Annotated in this window: 15 protein-coding genes; 11 read left to right on the top strand and 4 right to left on the bottom strand. The window is 58.9% G+C overall.

The genetic code is table 11. From position 1 onward, the window contains the following. Nucleotides 1–41: 41 nt before the first annotated feature. Complete coding sequence (locus N2315_02215; GenBank protein ID MCX7828002.1) at nt 42–770, bottom strand: GntR family transcriptional regulator; 729 nt, start codon at nt 768–770, stop codon at nt 42–44. A 117-nt stretch (nt 771–887) separates the two neighbouring features. Between N2315_02215 and N2315_02210 the strand changes: the two genes are divergently transcribed. Further along, nucleotides 888–2180 (top strand): hypothetical protein, encoded by a 1293-nt coding sequence (locus N2315_02210; GenBank protein ID MCX7828001.1) that lies wholly within the window; start codon nt 888–890, stop codon nt 2178–2180. A 27-nt stretch (nt 2181–2207) separates the two neighbouring features. On the opposite strand, the gene N2315_02205 is transcribed toward N2315_02210, so the two are convergent. Next, nucleotides 2208–3347: a sodium ion-translocating decarboxylase subunit beta gene (locus N2315_02205; GenBank protein MCX7828000.1), complete on the bottom strand. Its 1140-nt coding sequence runs from the start codon at nt 3345–3347 to the stop codon at nt 2208–2210. Nucleotides 3348–4022: 675 nt separating this feature from the next. On the opposite strand from N2315_02205, the gene N2315_02200 reads away from it, so the two are divergent. The 10 genes from N2315_02200 to bioA all read left to right on the top strand — a co-directional run bounded on the left by N2315_02200 (nt 4023) and on the right by bioA (nt 11662). Then, the gene (locus tag N2315_02200) at nt 4023–4286 is read left to right on the top strand and encodes a hypothetical protein (protein MCX7827999.1); all 264 of its coding nucleotides are present in this window, start codon (nt 4023–4025) and stop codon (nt 4284–4286) included. After that, entirely contained in the window at nt 4271–4489 is a 219-nt protein-coding gene (locus tag N2315_02195; protein MCX7827998.1) for a hypothetical protein, read from the top strand. The genes N2315_02200 and N2315_02195 overlap by 16 nt, the downstream gene beginning before the upstream one ends. Continuing rightward, a complete protein-coding gene (locus N2315_02190) occupies nt 4482–5042 on the top strand; it encodes a hypothetical protein (GenBank protein MCX7827997.1) in 561 nt (186 codons plus the stop codon). Before N2315_02195 ends, N2315_02190 begins: the two co-directional genes overlap by 8 nt. 536 nt (nt 5043–5578) lie before the next feature. After that, nucleotides 5579–6004 carry a hypothetical protein gene (locus tag N2315_02185; protein ID MCX7827996.1) on the top strand — a complete coding sequence of 142 codons (426 nt, stop codon included), beginning with the start codon at nt 5579–5581 and terminating at the stop codon, nt 6002–6004. Nucleotides 6005–6179: 175 nt separating this feature from the next. Continuing rightward, a complete protein-coding gene (locus tag N2315_02180; protein ID MCX7827995.1) occupies nt 6180–6320 on the top strand; it encodes a hypothetical protein in 141 nt (46 codons plus the stop codon). A 179-nt stretch (nt 6321–6499) separates the two neighbouring features. Continuing rightward, nucleotides 6500–7960: a glycosyl hydrolase family 18 protein gene (locus N2315_02175; GenBank protein MCX7827994.1), complete on the top strand. Its 1461-nt coding sequence runs from the start codon at nt 6500–6502 to the stop codon at nt 7958–7960. 67 nt (nt 7961–8027) lie between these two features. After that, on the top strand, nt 8028–8618 hold the full coding sequence (locus tag N2315_02170) for a biotin transporter BioY (protein MCX7827993.1): 591 nt from the start codon (nt 8028–8030) through the stop codon (nt 8616–8618). Further along, on the top strand, nt 8615–9586 hold the full coding sequence (bioB, locus tag N2315_02165) for a biotin synthase BioB (protein MCX7827992.1): 972 nt from the start codon (nt 8615–8617) through the stop codon (nt 9584–9586). Before N2315_02170 ends, bioB begins: the two co-directional genes overlap by 4 nt. Continuing rightward, entirely contained in the window at nt 9583–10329 is a 747-nt protein-coding gene (gene bioD / locus N2315_02160) for a dethiobiotin synthase (protein MCX7827991.1), read from the top strand. The genes bioB and bioD overlap by 4 nt, the downstream gene beginning before the upstream one ends. Continuing rightward, a complete protein-coding gene (bioA, locus tag N2315_02155; GenBank protein ID MCX7827990.1) occupies nt 10313–11662 on the top strand; it encodes an adenosylmethionine--8-amino-7-oxononanoate transaminase in 1350 nt (449 codons plus the stop codon). The genes bioD and bioA overlap by 17 nt, the downstream gene beginning before the upstream one ends. 127 nt (nt 11663–11789) lie before the next feature. On the opposite strand, the gene N2315_02150 is transcribed toward bioA, so the two are convergent. Both N2315_02150 and N2315_02145 read right to left on the bottom strand, forming a co-directional pair. Further along, complete coding sequence (locus N2315_02150) at nt 11790–12155, bottom strand: hypothetical protein (protein ID MCX7827989.1); 366 nt, start codon at nt 12153–12155, stop codon at nt 11790–11792. Nucleotides 12156–12256: 101 nt separating this feature from the next. After that, nucleotides 12257–13834, bottom strand: coding sequence for a methyl-accepting chemotaxis protein (locus tag N2315_02145; protein ID MCX7827988.1), 1578 nt, complete (start codon nt 13832–13834; stop codon nt 12257–12259). Nucleotides 13835–13839: the final 5 nt, after the last annotated feature.

Genomic DNA, 13839 nt, shown 5'->3' with positions numbered 1-13839 from the left:
GATCTCCCCCCGTTGCCCTTTGTTGAACGCCCTTGTGGCGCCTAGATGGAGAAGGTTATCTCGTACAGGAACTTCCGTCCCCGGTATATGCACTTCGAGAACTCCAAGGGGAGCCCGTCGGAGTCCAGGGCCACCCTTCTGAAGAGGAGCATCGGCGTTTTGGGTTCCTCCTGAAGCATCTTGGCCTCGTACTCGCTCGCCAGCACCGCCTCTATGGTCTGCCTGGCCAGCACCGGGGGTTTCTTGAGGTGCTCCCTGAAGAGCCTGTACAGTGAGTCCCCGTCCAGGAGCTGGTACGAGAGGTCCGGGAAGCGGTCCTTGGGGATCCAGGCGTGTTCAAGGGAGAAGGGCTCATCCTCCACGAACCGAAGGCGCAGGACGCTGAAGACCGCGGCCCCTTGGGGCACCTGAAGCCTTGAGGGGAGGCTGCCCTCCGCGGGTTCCTCGGAGAAGGATATGATCTGGGTCCTGCAGGAGAGCCCCGCCTCCCTTATGTTGTCCGTGAAGCCCCCCAGGGTGGAGGAGCTGCAGGGGGGCTTGGGTTGGGCCACGAAGGTGCCCACCCCCCGCTGGCGGAACAGGACCCCTTCGTTCACCAGGGCTGTCACCGCCTTGGCGGCGGTCATCCGGCTTATCTGGTACCGGTCGCAGAGCTCCCGCTCGGAGGGTATGGGGTCCCCGGGCTTGAGCTCCCCCTGCTCTATCTTCCTGAGCAGCTTCTCCTTGAGCTGGTAGTACAGGGGCACCGGACTTTCCTTCCGCAGCGTCATGGCAATCCCCCCAAGGATGGTCGTCATGTTGTCATGTGGACTATACCACCTCAGGTCTTTCGGCGCAACGCCGGCCATGGTGGTATGATTGACCGGTTATTGGGGGGTGGAGTTTTGGTGCGTGATGTTTTTTTGAGGATATTCGCTTGGGTTTCGTGTTCCGTGTGGCTTTTTGCCTTCCCTTGCGGGGCTTCCGCCCAGGGGGAGCTTTTCACCGTGAGGGTCCCCCTTGAGAGGGGCAGGCAGGCCCGGGTGGAGCAGGGGGGAGTGTCGGTCCAGGTGGGGCAGGTGTTGTCCACCCCCGTAAGGCCCTTGTACCCCGCCTTCGGGGCCTCCCGTTGGGGCAAGGTGGGGACGGTGGTGGCCTCGGCGGTGAACGCGGTTCACATCCTGGTGGGTCTTAGGGATGGCCGTGGATCGGTGGTGAGCCTGATACCTTCCTATACGACGGCCCCCGCCTCAAGGCCCTTCAGCGCGGTGGTGGTGGACGGTGTTGGGGGCAGTGGCCTTTTCGGCCTCTACTGTCCGCCGGTTGGCACCCCGGTGGCGGCGGTTTTGAGGGACGGCTCCGAGGCACCTTTGGATGAAAACACCCTCAAGGACGCGGTGGAGATCCGCTACCGGGTGGCACCCCCCGTGGGAGGTCCCTTGTGGGTGGATCTGGAGAACCGTTTGGGCGGACGGGTGGAGGCGGTGTATCCTTCCGGGTCTAAGGTGATAGGGGAGGTGGTGCACCCGGTGAGCGGCATAGGCTTCTTCGAGGGGAGCCACTACCAGGGGGTGGGGCGCATAAGGGCCAACCACCCGGGGGTGGTGTGCGTGTCCACCTCGCCGCCGGGGGAGATGGGGGGCTTCCAGATCGTGCCGGAGGAGCACGCCAGGTCCCACGAGATGAAGCCCGCCTGGTACGAGCCCCAGTGGCTCATAGTCCGTTCCATGGGGGGCGGGGCTTCCCCGGGCGCAAGGCCCCTGTTCAGCGGTTACCTCACCCCAGGCCCTTCGGAGAGGGACTTCGGGGGCGGTTTTCTTGAAAACCTGTCCTGGGCTTCGGTGAAGGTTCGGATCTTAGACGGGGAGTGGCAGGACATGCCCAAGGCCTCCAGCGTTGCGGAGGGGGTGTTCCTCAAGGACGTGACCCACATAAGGATACTGTACCCCAGTTTTTCAGGCCTTCCCCTATTGGGGGGAGGCGCCGGGGCGTCGGGGGGCCCCGATGGGGCGTCGGAGAGTCTCGATGCTGGGGCGTCTTCCCTCGGCGCCAAGGACGCGGCTCCCAAGGTGAACGGCAAGCCGAAGCCGGCGGTTAAGGGCGGGGAAGGGGAGCTAAAGCCAGATAAGAAGGGCTCCGGAGGGTCGAAGCCCAGGGATAGGGTCTACGACCAGGGAGCTCCGGAGCCGGAATACTTTTAGTCTTAGGGTTGGGGTTTTAGGGCTCCCTCAACTTAGCATGGCCAACAGCAGGCCCCCGGCGAGCACCGAGCCTATCTGACCTGAGACGTTGGCCCCCACGGCGTGCATGAGGAGGAAGTTCCCGGGGTCCTCCTCCTGTCCCAGCTTCTGGATGGTCCTGGCGGACATGGGGAAGGCGGAGATGCCCGCCGCGCCGACCATGGGGTTCACCTTAAGGTGCTGGGGCAGGAAGAGGTTGAGGACCTTGGCCATAACCACCCCTGCGGCGGTGTCCAGCACGAAGGCCACGAGCCCCATGGCTATTATCATGAGGGTGGAGAGGTTCACGAACCTGTCGCCGGTCATGGTGGCGGAGATGGTGAAGCCAAGCAGTATGGTCACTATGTTTGCCAGCTCGTTCTGGGCCGCCTGGGATAGCCGCTCGGTGACGCCGCTGACCCTTAGCAGGTTGCCGAACATGAGAAACCCTATCAGCGCCGCGGAGGGAGGGGCCACGATGCCCGCCACCAAGGTCACTATCACCGGGAAGGCGATGAGCTTCGTTCTGGACACCTCCTTCTGGACGTAGGTCATCCTCATGGACCTCTCCGCCTTGGTGGTGAGGAGTTTTATCACCGGCGGCTGGATTATGGGCACCAGGGCCATGTAGGTGTACGCCGCCACCGATATGGGGCCCAGTAGGTGCGGGGCGAACCGGTTGGCCACGTATATGGAGGTGGGGCCGTCGGCGGCGCCTATTATCCCTATGGATGCCGCCTCGTTGAGGCTGAAGCCTAGGAGTAGCGCAAGCCCCATGGTCATGAATATGCCGCCCTGGGCCGCCAGGCCGAAGATGAACATCCGGGGGTTCGATATGAGGGGCGAGAAGTCGCACATGGCCCCCACGGCGATGAATATGAGCAAGGGGAACATCTCGGTGGCTATGCCGGCCTTGAACAGCAGCGACAACGCCCCCTCGGTGAGCTTGCCGCCGGAGATCTGGTCGAGGGCGGAGGTAAACGGTATGTTTACCAGTATGGTGCCGAACCCCATGGACAGCAGGAGGTTTGGCTCAAACCCCTTGACTATGGCGAGGTGCATGAGCCCCACTCCAACCGCTATCATGACCGCTTCCTTGTAGGTGAAGGCGCTTATGGTGTGACCCAGGAAACTTAACAGTCCTTCCAACGCTGAACCTCCTTGACTTGGTTTTTGCGGGTCGTCCCCCTGTGGGGCTTTTTAAACCCGGTAGCTTATTGTGGGCCAACCATCATGGGATGTAAAGGCCGTTTGCGGGGGTTAAGATTCAGTCTTTGGGGGTTCACCCCTTGGATTATCCGGTTCGCGGGTTGTTGTAGGTGCATAGAAAAGATGTCGCCTAAACCGCTGGTGGGACAGTGAAAACGTCTCTAGCCTTAAGCCTCTTTGTGTGACGCTACCTTACCACTAAGATATCGGAAGCTTGCCCTACCATGATCTTTTTACCTCAATCAGCTGCTCCATGACATATACCCGCCTTGATTCCTTTTACAAGAAGACGTCATCCGTTCTCATGGGGCATTTTCTCCATCCCCTTTCCGTCCACTTATGTGGTGACAATATCACTGGCCGGGTACACCGGGTACAAATATGTGACAGACTCGGAATTTTATGCTATAATTCAAAAATAATAGCATCAAGAGCATTGTATTTGCGAGAGATTAAAATCATAAATTTTAAATATATCATGTTCAACCTGGATAGGGGAATAGGCCTTTGGATATGGCTATTAAGCACAATAAATGGCCAAAATTAGTTAAAATCCGCGATATCTTGGCTAACAAGCATTGGATTAGTGGCTAATATTATTGGGGGTGAGGCTACATGGAGTACATTCCTGTGCCTGATCTAGCCTGGTCTAATGCCTTAGGTTTTTGTTTGAGTCTTTCTAAATTAAATGACCGTGAAACAAATAAAGTCCGTGGTTTTGATTTTGAAGGAGTTAAGTTCTTTTATCTGTTTACAATGCTGATTGTATCGTCTATGCTTAGACGGTTACGGGAACAGTATGCTTGTCGTGATTTTGATGCTATAAACTGTAATAATACATATGCTCAGCATATGGCATTTTTTTGTCCTCTGGAATAAATATTGGGAAGGTTCCAGGAGAAGCTTCTGGTAATCTTAATTACCTGCCAATAACTAGTCTATCTGTTGAAGATTTATGCAAATCAAGCAAAGAAAAAATGGTTTATGTGGGCGAGTTGATTGAAGAAAAAGCAAGGGAAATGGCAATGGTTTTATGGCGTTCTGAAAAAATTGCAAGATCCTTTGGTTTATCTTTTGCGTGAGATGATAAGGAATATCCCAGAGCATAGTGAGGCTGGTGAAGTTTGGCATTGTGCTCAATACTGGCCTTCAAAGAATAAGGTTGAATTGAGCTTGTTGGACGAAGGAATTGGAATTTATGAAAGCCTTTCGTCTAATTCGATATATAGTAATGCTATATCTAGCGATAAAGATGCACTTGAACTATCGCTAAGGCCAGGTGTTTCTAGGAAATTTTCGCCAAATACGGGTAAACAGAATGTTTACGATGATTTTTGGAAAAACTCTGGGTACGGATTATATATGGCAAGCCAAATATGTGCAAATTTAGGTGGGAGTTTTTTGATAGCAAGTGGTAGTTCTGCTTTGCGGATGGAAGGATGCCGTGGCGCTATTAATATAAAATGCATACAAACAAATTTTAGTGGCACAGCAATACAAATGATTATAGATACCCGCTATATAGGCCGTTATGGAAATATTAAAACTAATATATTGAAAAAAGGAGAGGGATTAGCAAAGAACAGTATAAATGCCCTTAGGAGTGCTTCGACTTCATCTAGGGGATTGTATTAGGCTGTTTGTGGCGATTAATTTTTGTTGGGTATTTTAGATGTCTTTTTGTTTTTATAGTATCCTGTGGTTTGGATAAGATGGCATCATTGATTTATCCAGATATAAAGTTGCAATTAAACAGGAAAAAATGTCGCTTTAAGGCATCCTTTTGCTAGTATGCTTGGGTTATGTAGTAATTCTGTTATGATAGTAGGGTAGGCTGATTGTTATTTTTTGTAGTCTTTGGTGTGTTTGATATTTGATTTTAATGTTAGTTATATGTGTTATTTGTTTGTCTTTAAGATGCTATTGGTGTCTAGTTTTTTGTGTTTTTGCTTAAATATAGGCAAACAGATCTATTGTGGGACTCTGTAGCGCTTGCATAGCTATATGCTCGTCTTGTGTTTTAGATCTACTCTATTTTGTGCTCCATAGCGCATAAACGATCCAATATAGGACCTCTTTGATTTTGTGGAAACAATGAGTATCAAAGCGGCCCCCGTCACCATAAATGCCGATTCCCAATTCTGGAAACCGCCCACCACGGGATCTTTAATGTGGTCAACTTCAAGGGGGAAAGGGACCCGAACCAGGGTTTGGAGTCCCTCGTGAACCGGTACTTCCACTCCCTTTTCCCGGAGTTCCCGGAATCCAACACCGTCCTGTTCCCGGAAAACCGGCTTTTCAAGACAAAGGGGCCCGAAGGCTACGAAGGTAACGGGGTCTGCGGCATCCCCGATGCGCTCATGCTCCTGTTCCGACCGGACAAGGGGGGAGCGTTCTCCATCAACCTCATCGAGTATGAATGTTACGGCCAGGCCAAGTACAGGGCCGTTGACCGTTTTAACTACCTGAACGGACACATCATCCCGCAGCTGATCCGCTTCGCCTCGGCCTTCTCGGTGGTGGCGGACAAGGGAATGCGGGACAACACCGTGGCGGAGTGGACGGATAAGCTCATGAAAGCTGATAACCAGCGATGAAGGGCCCCGGGAGAAGGTCTTCTCCTGGATCCGACAGATAAAGCCCCACATACGGGATTACGACCTTGGGCGTGAGCTGGACCAGCAGATACAAAAGGCCTTCAAGGCCAACCTGCGCATAATCCTCGTCATCGACGACCTGTCGCCGGACCAGAGGGAAACCATTCGTAACATCATGAAATCCTTCAGGCTGGAATCAGGGAACCCAGTCGAGTTCATGGGTTACACCGTTCGGCTCGAGCAGGGGATCTATCCGTTGAACCCCGCCGGAGAATACGTGCTTTCGGTGAGGTGGGGACGAAATCCTTCCGGATGATGGGGCTGTAATGCCTAGTGAACGTGGGTGAAATCGCATCCATGGGTCCGGTTGTATTGTGAAGAGCATTGCCCCATAATGGGCTATAACGAAAAATTCAAGGATGTCCGGCGGAGATGTCCCCTCGTGGGCTGTGGTATCGCGGCCGGTGATCCGTGTCCATTTGGGAGGTAGTTTCTTTGAGGAGCTTTGCAGCGTGCAGGAGATGTCTTTGGATAGCCGCGGTGTTCGTGCTGGCCCTGTCCTCACTGGCCTTTGGGGCCGGAGATGGGGCGGCGGACGAGCCGGTTCCGCTGTACCTTAACGCCGTGGGGGACCGTCCGGTGGTGGCGGGCACGGCCATAAGGCGGGGAGAGTCGGTGCTGGTGCCCCTTGGGGCTTTAAGACGCATTGGGGCGGACCTGGCATTCGACGGGAGCTCCAAGCTGGTGGTCATGGAGCTAAGGCCCGGCAACCCCATGGTGTCCTTCGACGTGCCCCTTGAGGGGCTTCGCCTTACCGCCCGGGGGAGCCTGGTTAGCGGCGATGTGTTCATGGACATCCGGGGCTTTGAGCCGGTGCTCGGCGTGGCCATGGCCGCCGTTGACGGGGGGGTTATGCTGTACCGCCTCAACTCCCTGGGGGAGCTTAGGGACCTTCCTTCCCCGTTGAACTCCCCGCTGCAGCACCCCTTCTCCCTGGTGTGGGATCCGATGTACAGGACTGACCCACACCTGGACCCATCGTTCCCATCCGTGTCGGTGGTGTCCCCTTCGTGGTTTAGGATAAGGCCCGACGGGGAGGTGGAGTTCGCCGGGCGGTTTTCCTACGTGGCCGGCGCCCACCGGCTTGGCATCCATGTCTGGCCCTTGGTCAACAACGGCTTCGACCCCGCATCCACCAAGGCCTTCCTCAACGACCCCGCCGCGGTGAACCGGGCCATAAGCCGCATCGCCGCCTACTGCGCCCTTTTGGGGCTGGACGGTATAAACCTGGACTTCGAGAACATGGACCCCGCGGACAGGGACGCCTACAGCGCCTTCGTGAGGGCCCTGGCGGAGCGCTTGAGGCCCATGGGCCTTAGGACCTCCGTGGACGTTACCGTGGAGTCCACCAGCGGCTTCTGGTCCCGCTGCTACGACCGGCGGGCCTTGGGGGAGGCGGCGGACTACGTGATGGTGATGACCTACGACGAACACTGGGGCAGGAGCCCCGTGGCGGGGTCCGTGGCGTCGCTGCCCTGGGTGCAGCGGGGGGTGGAGGGGCTTTTAAGAAGCGTTCCCGCCGAGAAGCTCCTGCTGGGGCTCCCCTTCTACACCAGGGAGTGGGAGGAGACCCCATCGGGAACCTCCGTAAGGGTTAGGTCCAAGGCCCTTTCCATGGGGGCCGCGGAGTCGAGGGTTCAGGAGAACCAGGCCCTGGTCCGGTGGCTTGACGAGGTGGGGCAGCTGTACGCGGAGTACCTCAAGGGCGGCAAGAGGTACCGAATATGGCTCGAGGAGGAGAGGTCCCTGGCCCTTAAGGCCTCCCTGGTGCCCCGGTACAAGCTGGCCGGCGTGGCCGCCTGGCGGCGGGGCTTTGAACGGCCCGAGGTTTGGGGGGCCATACACAACGCCATGGGGGCCGCGGCGGTCAGGGAGAACGTGTCAACCATGCAATAAAGCTAGTTGACATATCCCGTAGATTTCCGTAAACTGGCGGCATCTCTTGGGAGTTTTCCCTTTGGAGGTGTCGCCTTTGAACGTTTTAAGCGGTTCCAAAAGCCATGGGGCCACGAGGAGTTGGGTTATGGCGGGCCTTTTCGCCGCCCTCACGGCGGTGGGGGCCTTCATAAGGATCCCCATACCCTACGTGCCCTTCACCCTGCAGTTCTTCTTCTGCGCCCTTTCGGGCATCCTGTTGGGGGCCCGATGGGGTTTCGTATCCCAGGTCATCTACGTCCTCATGGGCTTGTCTGGGCTTCCGGTGTTCACCGCCGGCGGCGGCCCGTCCTACGTCTTCCAGCCCACCTTCGGCTATCTCATGGGCTTTTGCGCCGGCGCTTACGCCACCGGGTTCCTCTGGGAGAGATGGGGCCGCAGGGCCGGCACCTTTATGTGGGCGTACCTCTCCGCCCTGACGGGCCTTTCGGTGATATACCTGATGGGGGTCCCGTACCTTTGGATGATAATGGACCTTTACCTTGGCAAGGCCAAGGGCTGGGGATGGGCGGTGAAGGCGGGCTTCCTGGTCCCAATCGGCGGAGACCTGGTGCTGTGCTGCCTCATAGCCATGGTGGCTTTGAGGACAAGAAAGCTCAACTGGAGCTTCCTTGGATGAGATTGGCGCTTAACCTTGCCCGCAGGGTTCTGGGCGGCGGGAGCCTTTCCCCGGAGGAGGGGCTCTCGCTCTTCAGCGCCCCCCTGGATGAGCTGATGGAGGGCAGCTCCATGATAAGACAGGCCCTGGTGCCCCCGGGGGTTGAGCTCTGCGCCATATGCTCGGTGCACACCGGTTCCTGCTCGGAGGACTGCGGGTTCTGCGCCCAGTCCTCCAGGGGCCCCCTGGGGGCGGAGGTCCTAGGCGGGGAGATGGAGGACCAGGACGTCCTTGTCATGGCCCAACGGGCCGCTTCCTTCGGCGTGAGCCGCTTCTCACTGGTGTCCTCGGGCTTCAAGGCCCCGGAGCGGGTCTTAAGGATGGCGGTGCGGCTGGCCCCCGCCGTTCGCTCCATGGGGCTTTCCCCATGCGTCTCCCTGGGGTTCCTCTCCAGGGATGAGCTCAAGGCCCTCAAGGACGCGGGGGTGGAGAGGATCCACTGCAACCTTGAAACTTCCCCGGCCTTCTTCCCCTCCATATGCTCAACCCACCGTTGGTCCATGAAGCTTGAGTTCATAAGGGAGGCCTCCGCCATGGGGTTTGAGGTCTGCTCCGGCGGCATCATGGGCATGGGGGAGTCCCTGGAGGACCTGGTGAGCCTTGGGCTTTGGAGCTTTAACGCGGGGGCGGCGTCGTTTCCCCTTAACATACTGTCCCCCATAAAGGGCACCCCCCTGGAGGGCCGTCCTCCGGTCAAGGGGGAGGACTTCCTGCGGTTCGCCTGCGTCTTAAGGTACCTTATGCCCTTTAGCAGGATAAGGATAGCGGGGGGCAGGCCCATCATAAGGCCCTTCGACCGGGCCGCCCTGTCGGGGCCGGTGGACTCCCTCATGACCGGGGATTTCCTCACGACCCACGGCATGTCCTTCGAGGAGGACTTACGGATGTTGGATGAGCTGGGCTTAAGGCCCCTGGGTAAGGTCCTATGAGCATCAAAGCTGACATCCCTGGGGCCTTTGGATCGAGCAGGCCGAGCGGCTTTTGGGTGCTGGGCACCGGTACCGACGTGGGAAAGACCGCGGTTAGCGCCGCCCTGGTTAAGGGTTTAAGGGATATGGGGCTTCCCTGCGGCTACTTCAAGCCCGTGGCCACCGGGGCGGTTGAGATGGAAGGGAACCTGGTGGGGGAGGACGCAAAGGCGGTGACCTTCCGGGCGGGGCTTGAGGAGGACCCATCGGACCTCACGGGGCTTCTCTTCAGGTTCCCCGCCTCCCCCCACCTTGCCGCCGCCCTGGAGGGCCGTTCCATATCAGAGGCGGAGGAGAGGCTCGTGATGGACAAGCTGCGCCGCCTCATGGCCCGTTACGGCGTGGTGGCGGTGGAGGGGGCCGGCGGCGTGGCGGTGCCCCTTGGGGAGGGGCTTTTTATATCCCATTGGGTTGCCAGATGGGGTATGCCCGCGGCGCTGGTGTCCCCAAGCGGCCTTGGGGCCTTGAGCCACCTTTGGACCGCCCTCTTCTTCCTTCGTTCCATGGGTGTTGCGGCGCCCTGCGTCATCATGAACTGCTTCGACGGTACGTCGTTGATCCACCGGGACAACCGGGACTGGATCCGCAGGAACTGCGAGGTGGAGGTTATAACGGTGCCCCACCATCCCGACGGCGGGGTATCCATTCCCCAAGACCAGCTTAAGAGCTTTTTGGAGGTGATGGGCATTGGCTTCCCTGGCTGAGCGGGACCTTAGGGTTAACTGGCACCCCTGCACCCAGATGGCGGACCACCAGGAGTTCCTGCCGCTGCCCGTGGCGTCCGCCCAGGGGGTATGGCTTCACCTGCAGGACGGTTCAAGGCTCCTGGACGGCATTTCCTCCTGGTGGACCAACCTGTTCGGCCACTGCCACCCCCGCCTTGCGGAGGCCCTTGCGAGGCAGGCCCGGCGGTTGGACCACTGCATGTTCGCGGGCCTCACCCACCCCTGGGCGGTGGAGCTGTCCGAGAATCTCACGAAGCTCACGGGGCTTGACCGGGTCTTTTACGCCGACAACGGCTCCTCCGCGGTGGAGACCGCCATGAAGATGGCCTACCACTACCAGGTCAACCGGGGACGGCCCGAAAGGCGGCTTTTCGCCCACCTTGGGGGCAGCTACCACGGGGAGACCCTGGGGGCCCTTTCGGTGGGGGACCTGGGGCTCTACGGGAAGCCCTACAGGGCCATCACCCAAAGAAACCTTAGGCTTCACGGGCCCTGCTGTTCCGATTGCCCCTTCGGCGAATCCCGGGACCGGTGCTCCCTGGGGTGCCTTCAAAGGGACCTTAAGACGTTGAAAGAGCGGGCTTCGGAGGTCTGCGCGGTCATAGTGGAGCCCCTGGTGCAAGGGGCCGCGGGCATGAGGATGTACCCCAAGGGCTATTTCGAGGGCCTAAGGAGAGCCGCCTTGGAACTGGACGTGCTCTTCATAGACGATGAGATCGCCATGGGTTTCGGCAGGACCGGGGAGTTCCTGGCCTTTCAGCACTGCAGTCTTGAGAGGCCCCCGGACCTTTTGTGCCTCTCCAAGGGCATAACCGGCGGCATGATGCCCTTCTCCGCCGTGCTGGCCTCCGAGGAGGTGTACCGGGCCTTCTACGGTGGAGGCCTTGGAAGGGCCTTTCTGCACAGCCACAGCTACTGCGGAAACCCCTTGGGCTGCGCCCTGGCCCTGGAGGTTCTATGCATCTTCGAGGAGGAGGACGTGCTTGACAGGGTAAGGGCCCTTGGGGAGGTCCTTGGGGACGCCATGGCGCGCCACTTCGGGGGGTCTTCATTGGTGTGGGACATGAGGCGGATGGGCCTTGTGGGGGCCTTGGACCTAAGGAACCCCGACGGCGCTTCCTTGCCGGGGGAGCTGCGGTTGGGCCGCCTCATAGGCCTGGAGTGCATGAGACGGGGGGTCCTCATAAGGCCCCTGGGGGACGTGATCTACTTCCTGCCCCCCTACGTAATCAAAGAGGACGAGGTGGAGTTGATGGTTAGGACCGCCGCGGAGGCGGCCTTCCACGTCCTTTCAAGGTACGGCATGGGATGATGAGAGCCCTATGTGATTGAAGGACCATCGGGGCCTTCGAGCCCCCTCAGCTGCGAGAAGAGGCGGGCCGGGAGCCCGCCTCTTCTCGCGTGAAGCGCCTTTTTATCGTGCGCGGTCTTTTGCCACCCTAGGGCCACGTGACGGTTATCTGCACCTTTGCTACGTCCTGCTTGATCTGTCCCTCTTTGAGGTTGGGGTACACCATGTAGGTCCCCGGCGACAGTCTGAACCCCTTGGCTTCATTGACGGATGAGAAGGACGCCACCAGGTTGCCGTTCCTCTCGATCCAGAACCCGTCCCCGTTGCAGTACCCGTCCGATATGGTGGCGGTCACCCCGTCGGGAACCGTGAAGGGCGTGGACTTTAGCTCCGCGTTCCTCCCCGGGTTGCCCCTTATCTGGGTTCCGCTCCCCGTGGCGGAGCCCGCCATGGCCGATGCCGCCAACGCCAATACCAACAACGCCGCCAACGCAAATATGCGGTACTTTCGCATCCCTGGATCCCCCCTCCAGCGAGCTTGTTCAGAATATTCTACGCCATTTTATGGCTTTCGCAAGGGGGCTTGCGAAAGATTTAAATGTTTAATGACTTGCCCTATATGTGCGAGTTCAACGCGCCAAGGAGCTCCAGCCGGTCCTTGTGGACCAGCATCACCACCTCCACGGTCTCGAGGATTTCTCCCACCGGTTCGAATAGCCCATCGTAAAGGGTCTGGTTCAGGTGCTTCGCCACCTGTTCCTCGCAGGCCACCATCTCCACCAGGTTCCACATGTGTTCCGCGAAGCTTAAGGGGTCGTTCTCGAACTCCACCACCTTGGCTCCTTTGGACTTTAAGATGTTGATAAGGTTCCCGGTGCCACCCCTCTGCACCCCCACGGTCTTCCCCTTGACGTCCCTAAGGGGCCCCATGTCCCTGGGCCTCCCAAGCCCGTCTACCTTGGAGGCGTACACCCTGGTCCTGAAGGTCCCGTAGGGCTTTGTGGCCTCCACGGGGAAGCTGTTGAAGTAGGGGTTCGGCCAGCCGGCGTTCAGTATCACGTCCACCTTGCCCTCCATGAGGAGCGGGAAGACCTGGTCCCAGGGGGCCCCTATGAAAGATGCCCCCTTTGACATGCCAAAGGCGGCCTTCCTGGCCCTCTCTATGCTTATGCCCTTCGAGGCCCCTTCGGACAGGTATACCCACGGGGCATAGGAGTCGTCGTGCCCGAACGTTACGACGTCCTCCCGCCTCACCTTGGACCGGAAGCCCAGGAACCGCTCGAAGGTCCTCTTAGCTTCTCTGGCGTAGCGCTCAAGGCCTGAGAACAGGACCTCCCGCTTCCTCGCCTGGGCCTCGGAGACCTCCACGGTCTCCGCTATCTTGGCGTTTATGGCGCAGGATCCCCTGAGCACCTCCGCCTCTATGCGCCCCTGTTCCTCCACCCGCTTGGATATGTCCTCCAACCTGGCGGAGGAGGACTTGAGGCTCTCCATGGAGTCCTTAAGCGTCCTGGTGCCGCCCAAGATCTCCCTCACCGTGGCCTCCTTGAGCTCCCGGAAGGTCTCTATCCCCTCCTGGGTCTCCTGGGTCTTCTTGGACAGCATCTCCATCAGGGAGGCTATCTTCTTGGTTATCCCGGTGCTCTCCGCCGCTAGCTTCCGCACCTCGTCGGCCACCACCGCGAAGCCCTTGCCGTGCTCCCCAGCCCTGGCGGCCTCTATGGCGGCGTTCAAGGCCAACAGGTTGGTCTGCTTCGCCACCCGCTCTATGCCGTTTAACATGTCCGCCACGTCCCGGGCCACCTGGGCCAAGGATCCAACGAGGCCCTGTACGTCCTCGAATGAGCGGTTCATCCGGTCCAGAGACTCCGTGGCCCTTCCCATGAGCTCCGCGCTCCTGTCCCCCTCCTGGACCGCCCGCTCTAGGGTGGCCTTGAGGGATTCCACGTCCCTTATGACCTCCATCATGCGCCTTTGGCTGGACTCCATGTCCGAGCAGGCCCTGTCCAGGGAGTGCCTGCCATCGTCAAGCTCCTTGAGAAGCCCCGCGGAGTCCGCGCTGGCAAGCCGCACCGAGAGACGCTGCTCCCTTACGAAGGACCTTAAAAGGCCGTCCGTCTCCGCCAGAACCTCCAGCAACTCCACGACGTCCAGTCTATCCCCTCCGGTCACGGGAACCGGCGATCTCTCCATGTATT

The organism is Thermanaerothrix sp. (assembly GCA_026417795.1).
Taxonomy (GTDB): domain Bacteria; phylum Synergistota; class Synergistia; order Synergistales; family Synergistaceae; genus Thermanaerovibrio.
The sequence above is the reverse complement of the archived record's forward strand: the minus strand, read 5'-3'. Positions and strand labels throughout refer to the sequence as shown.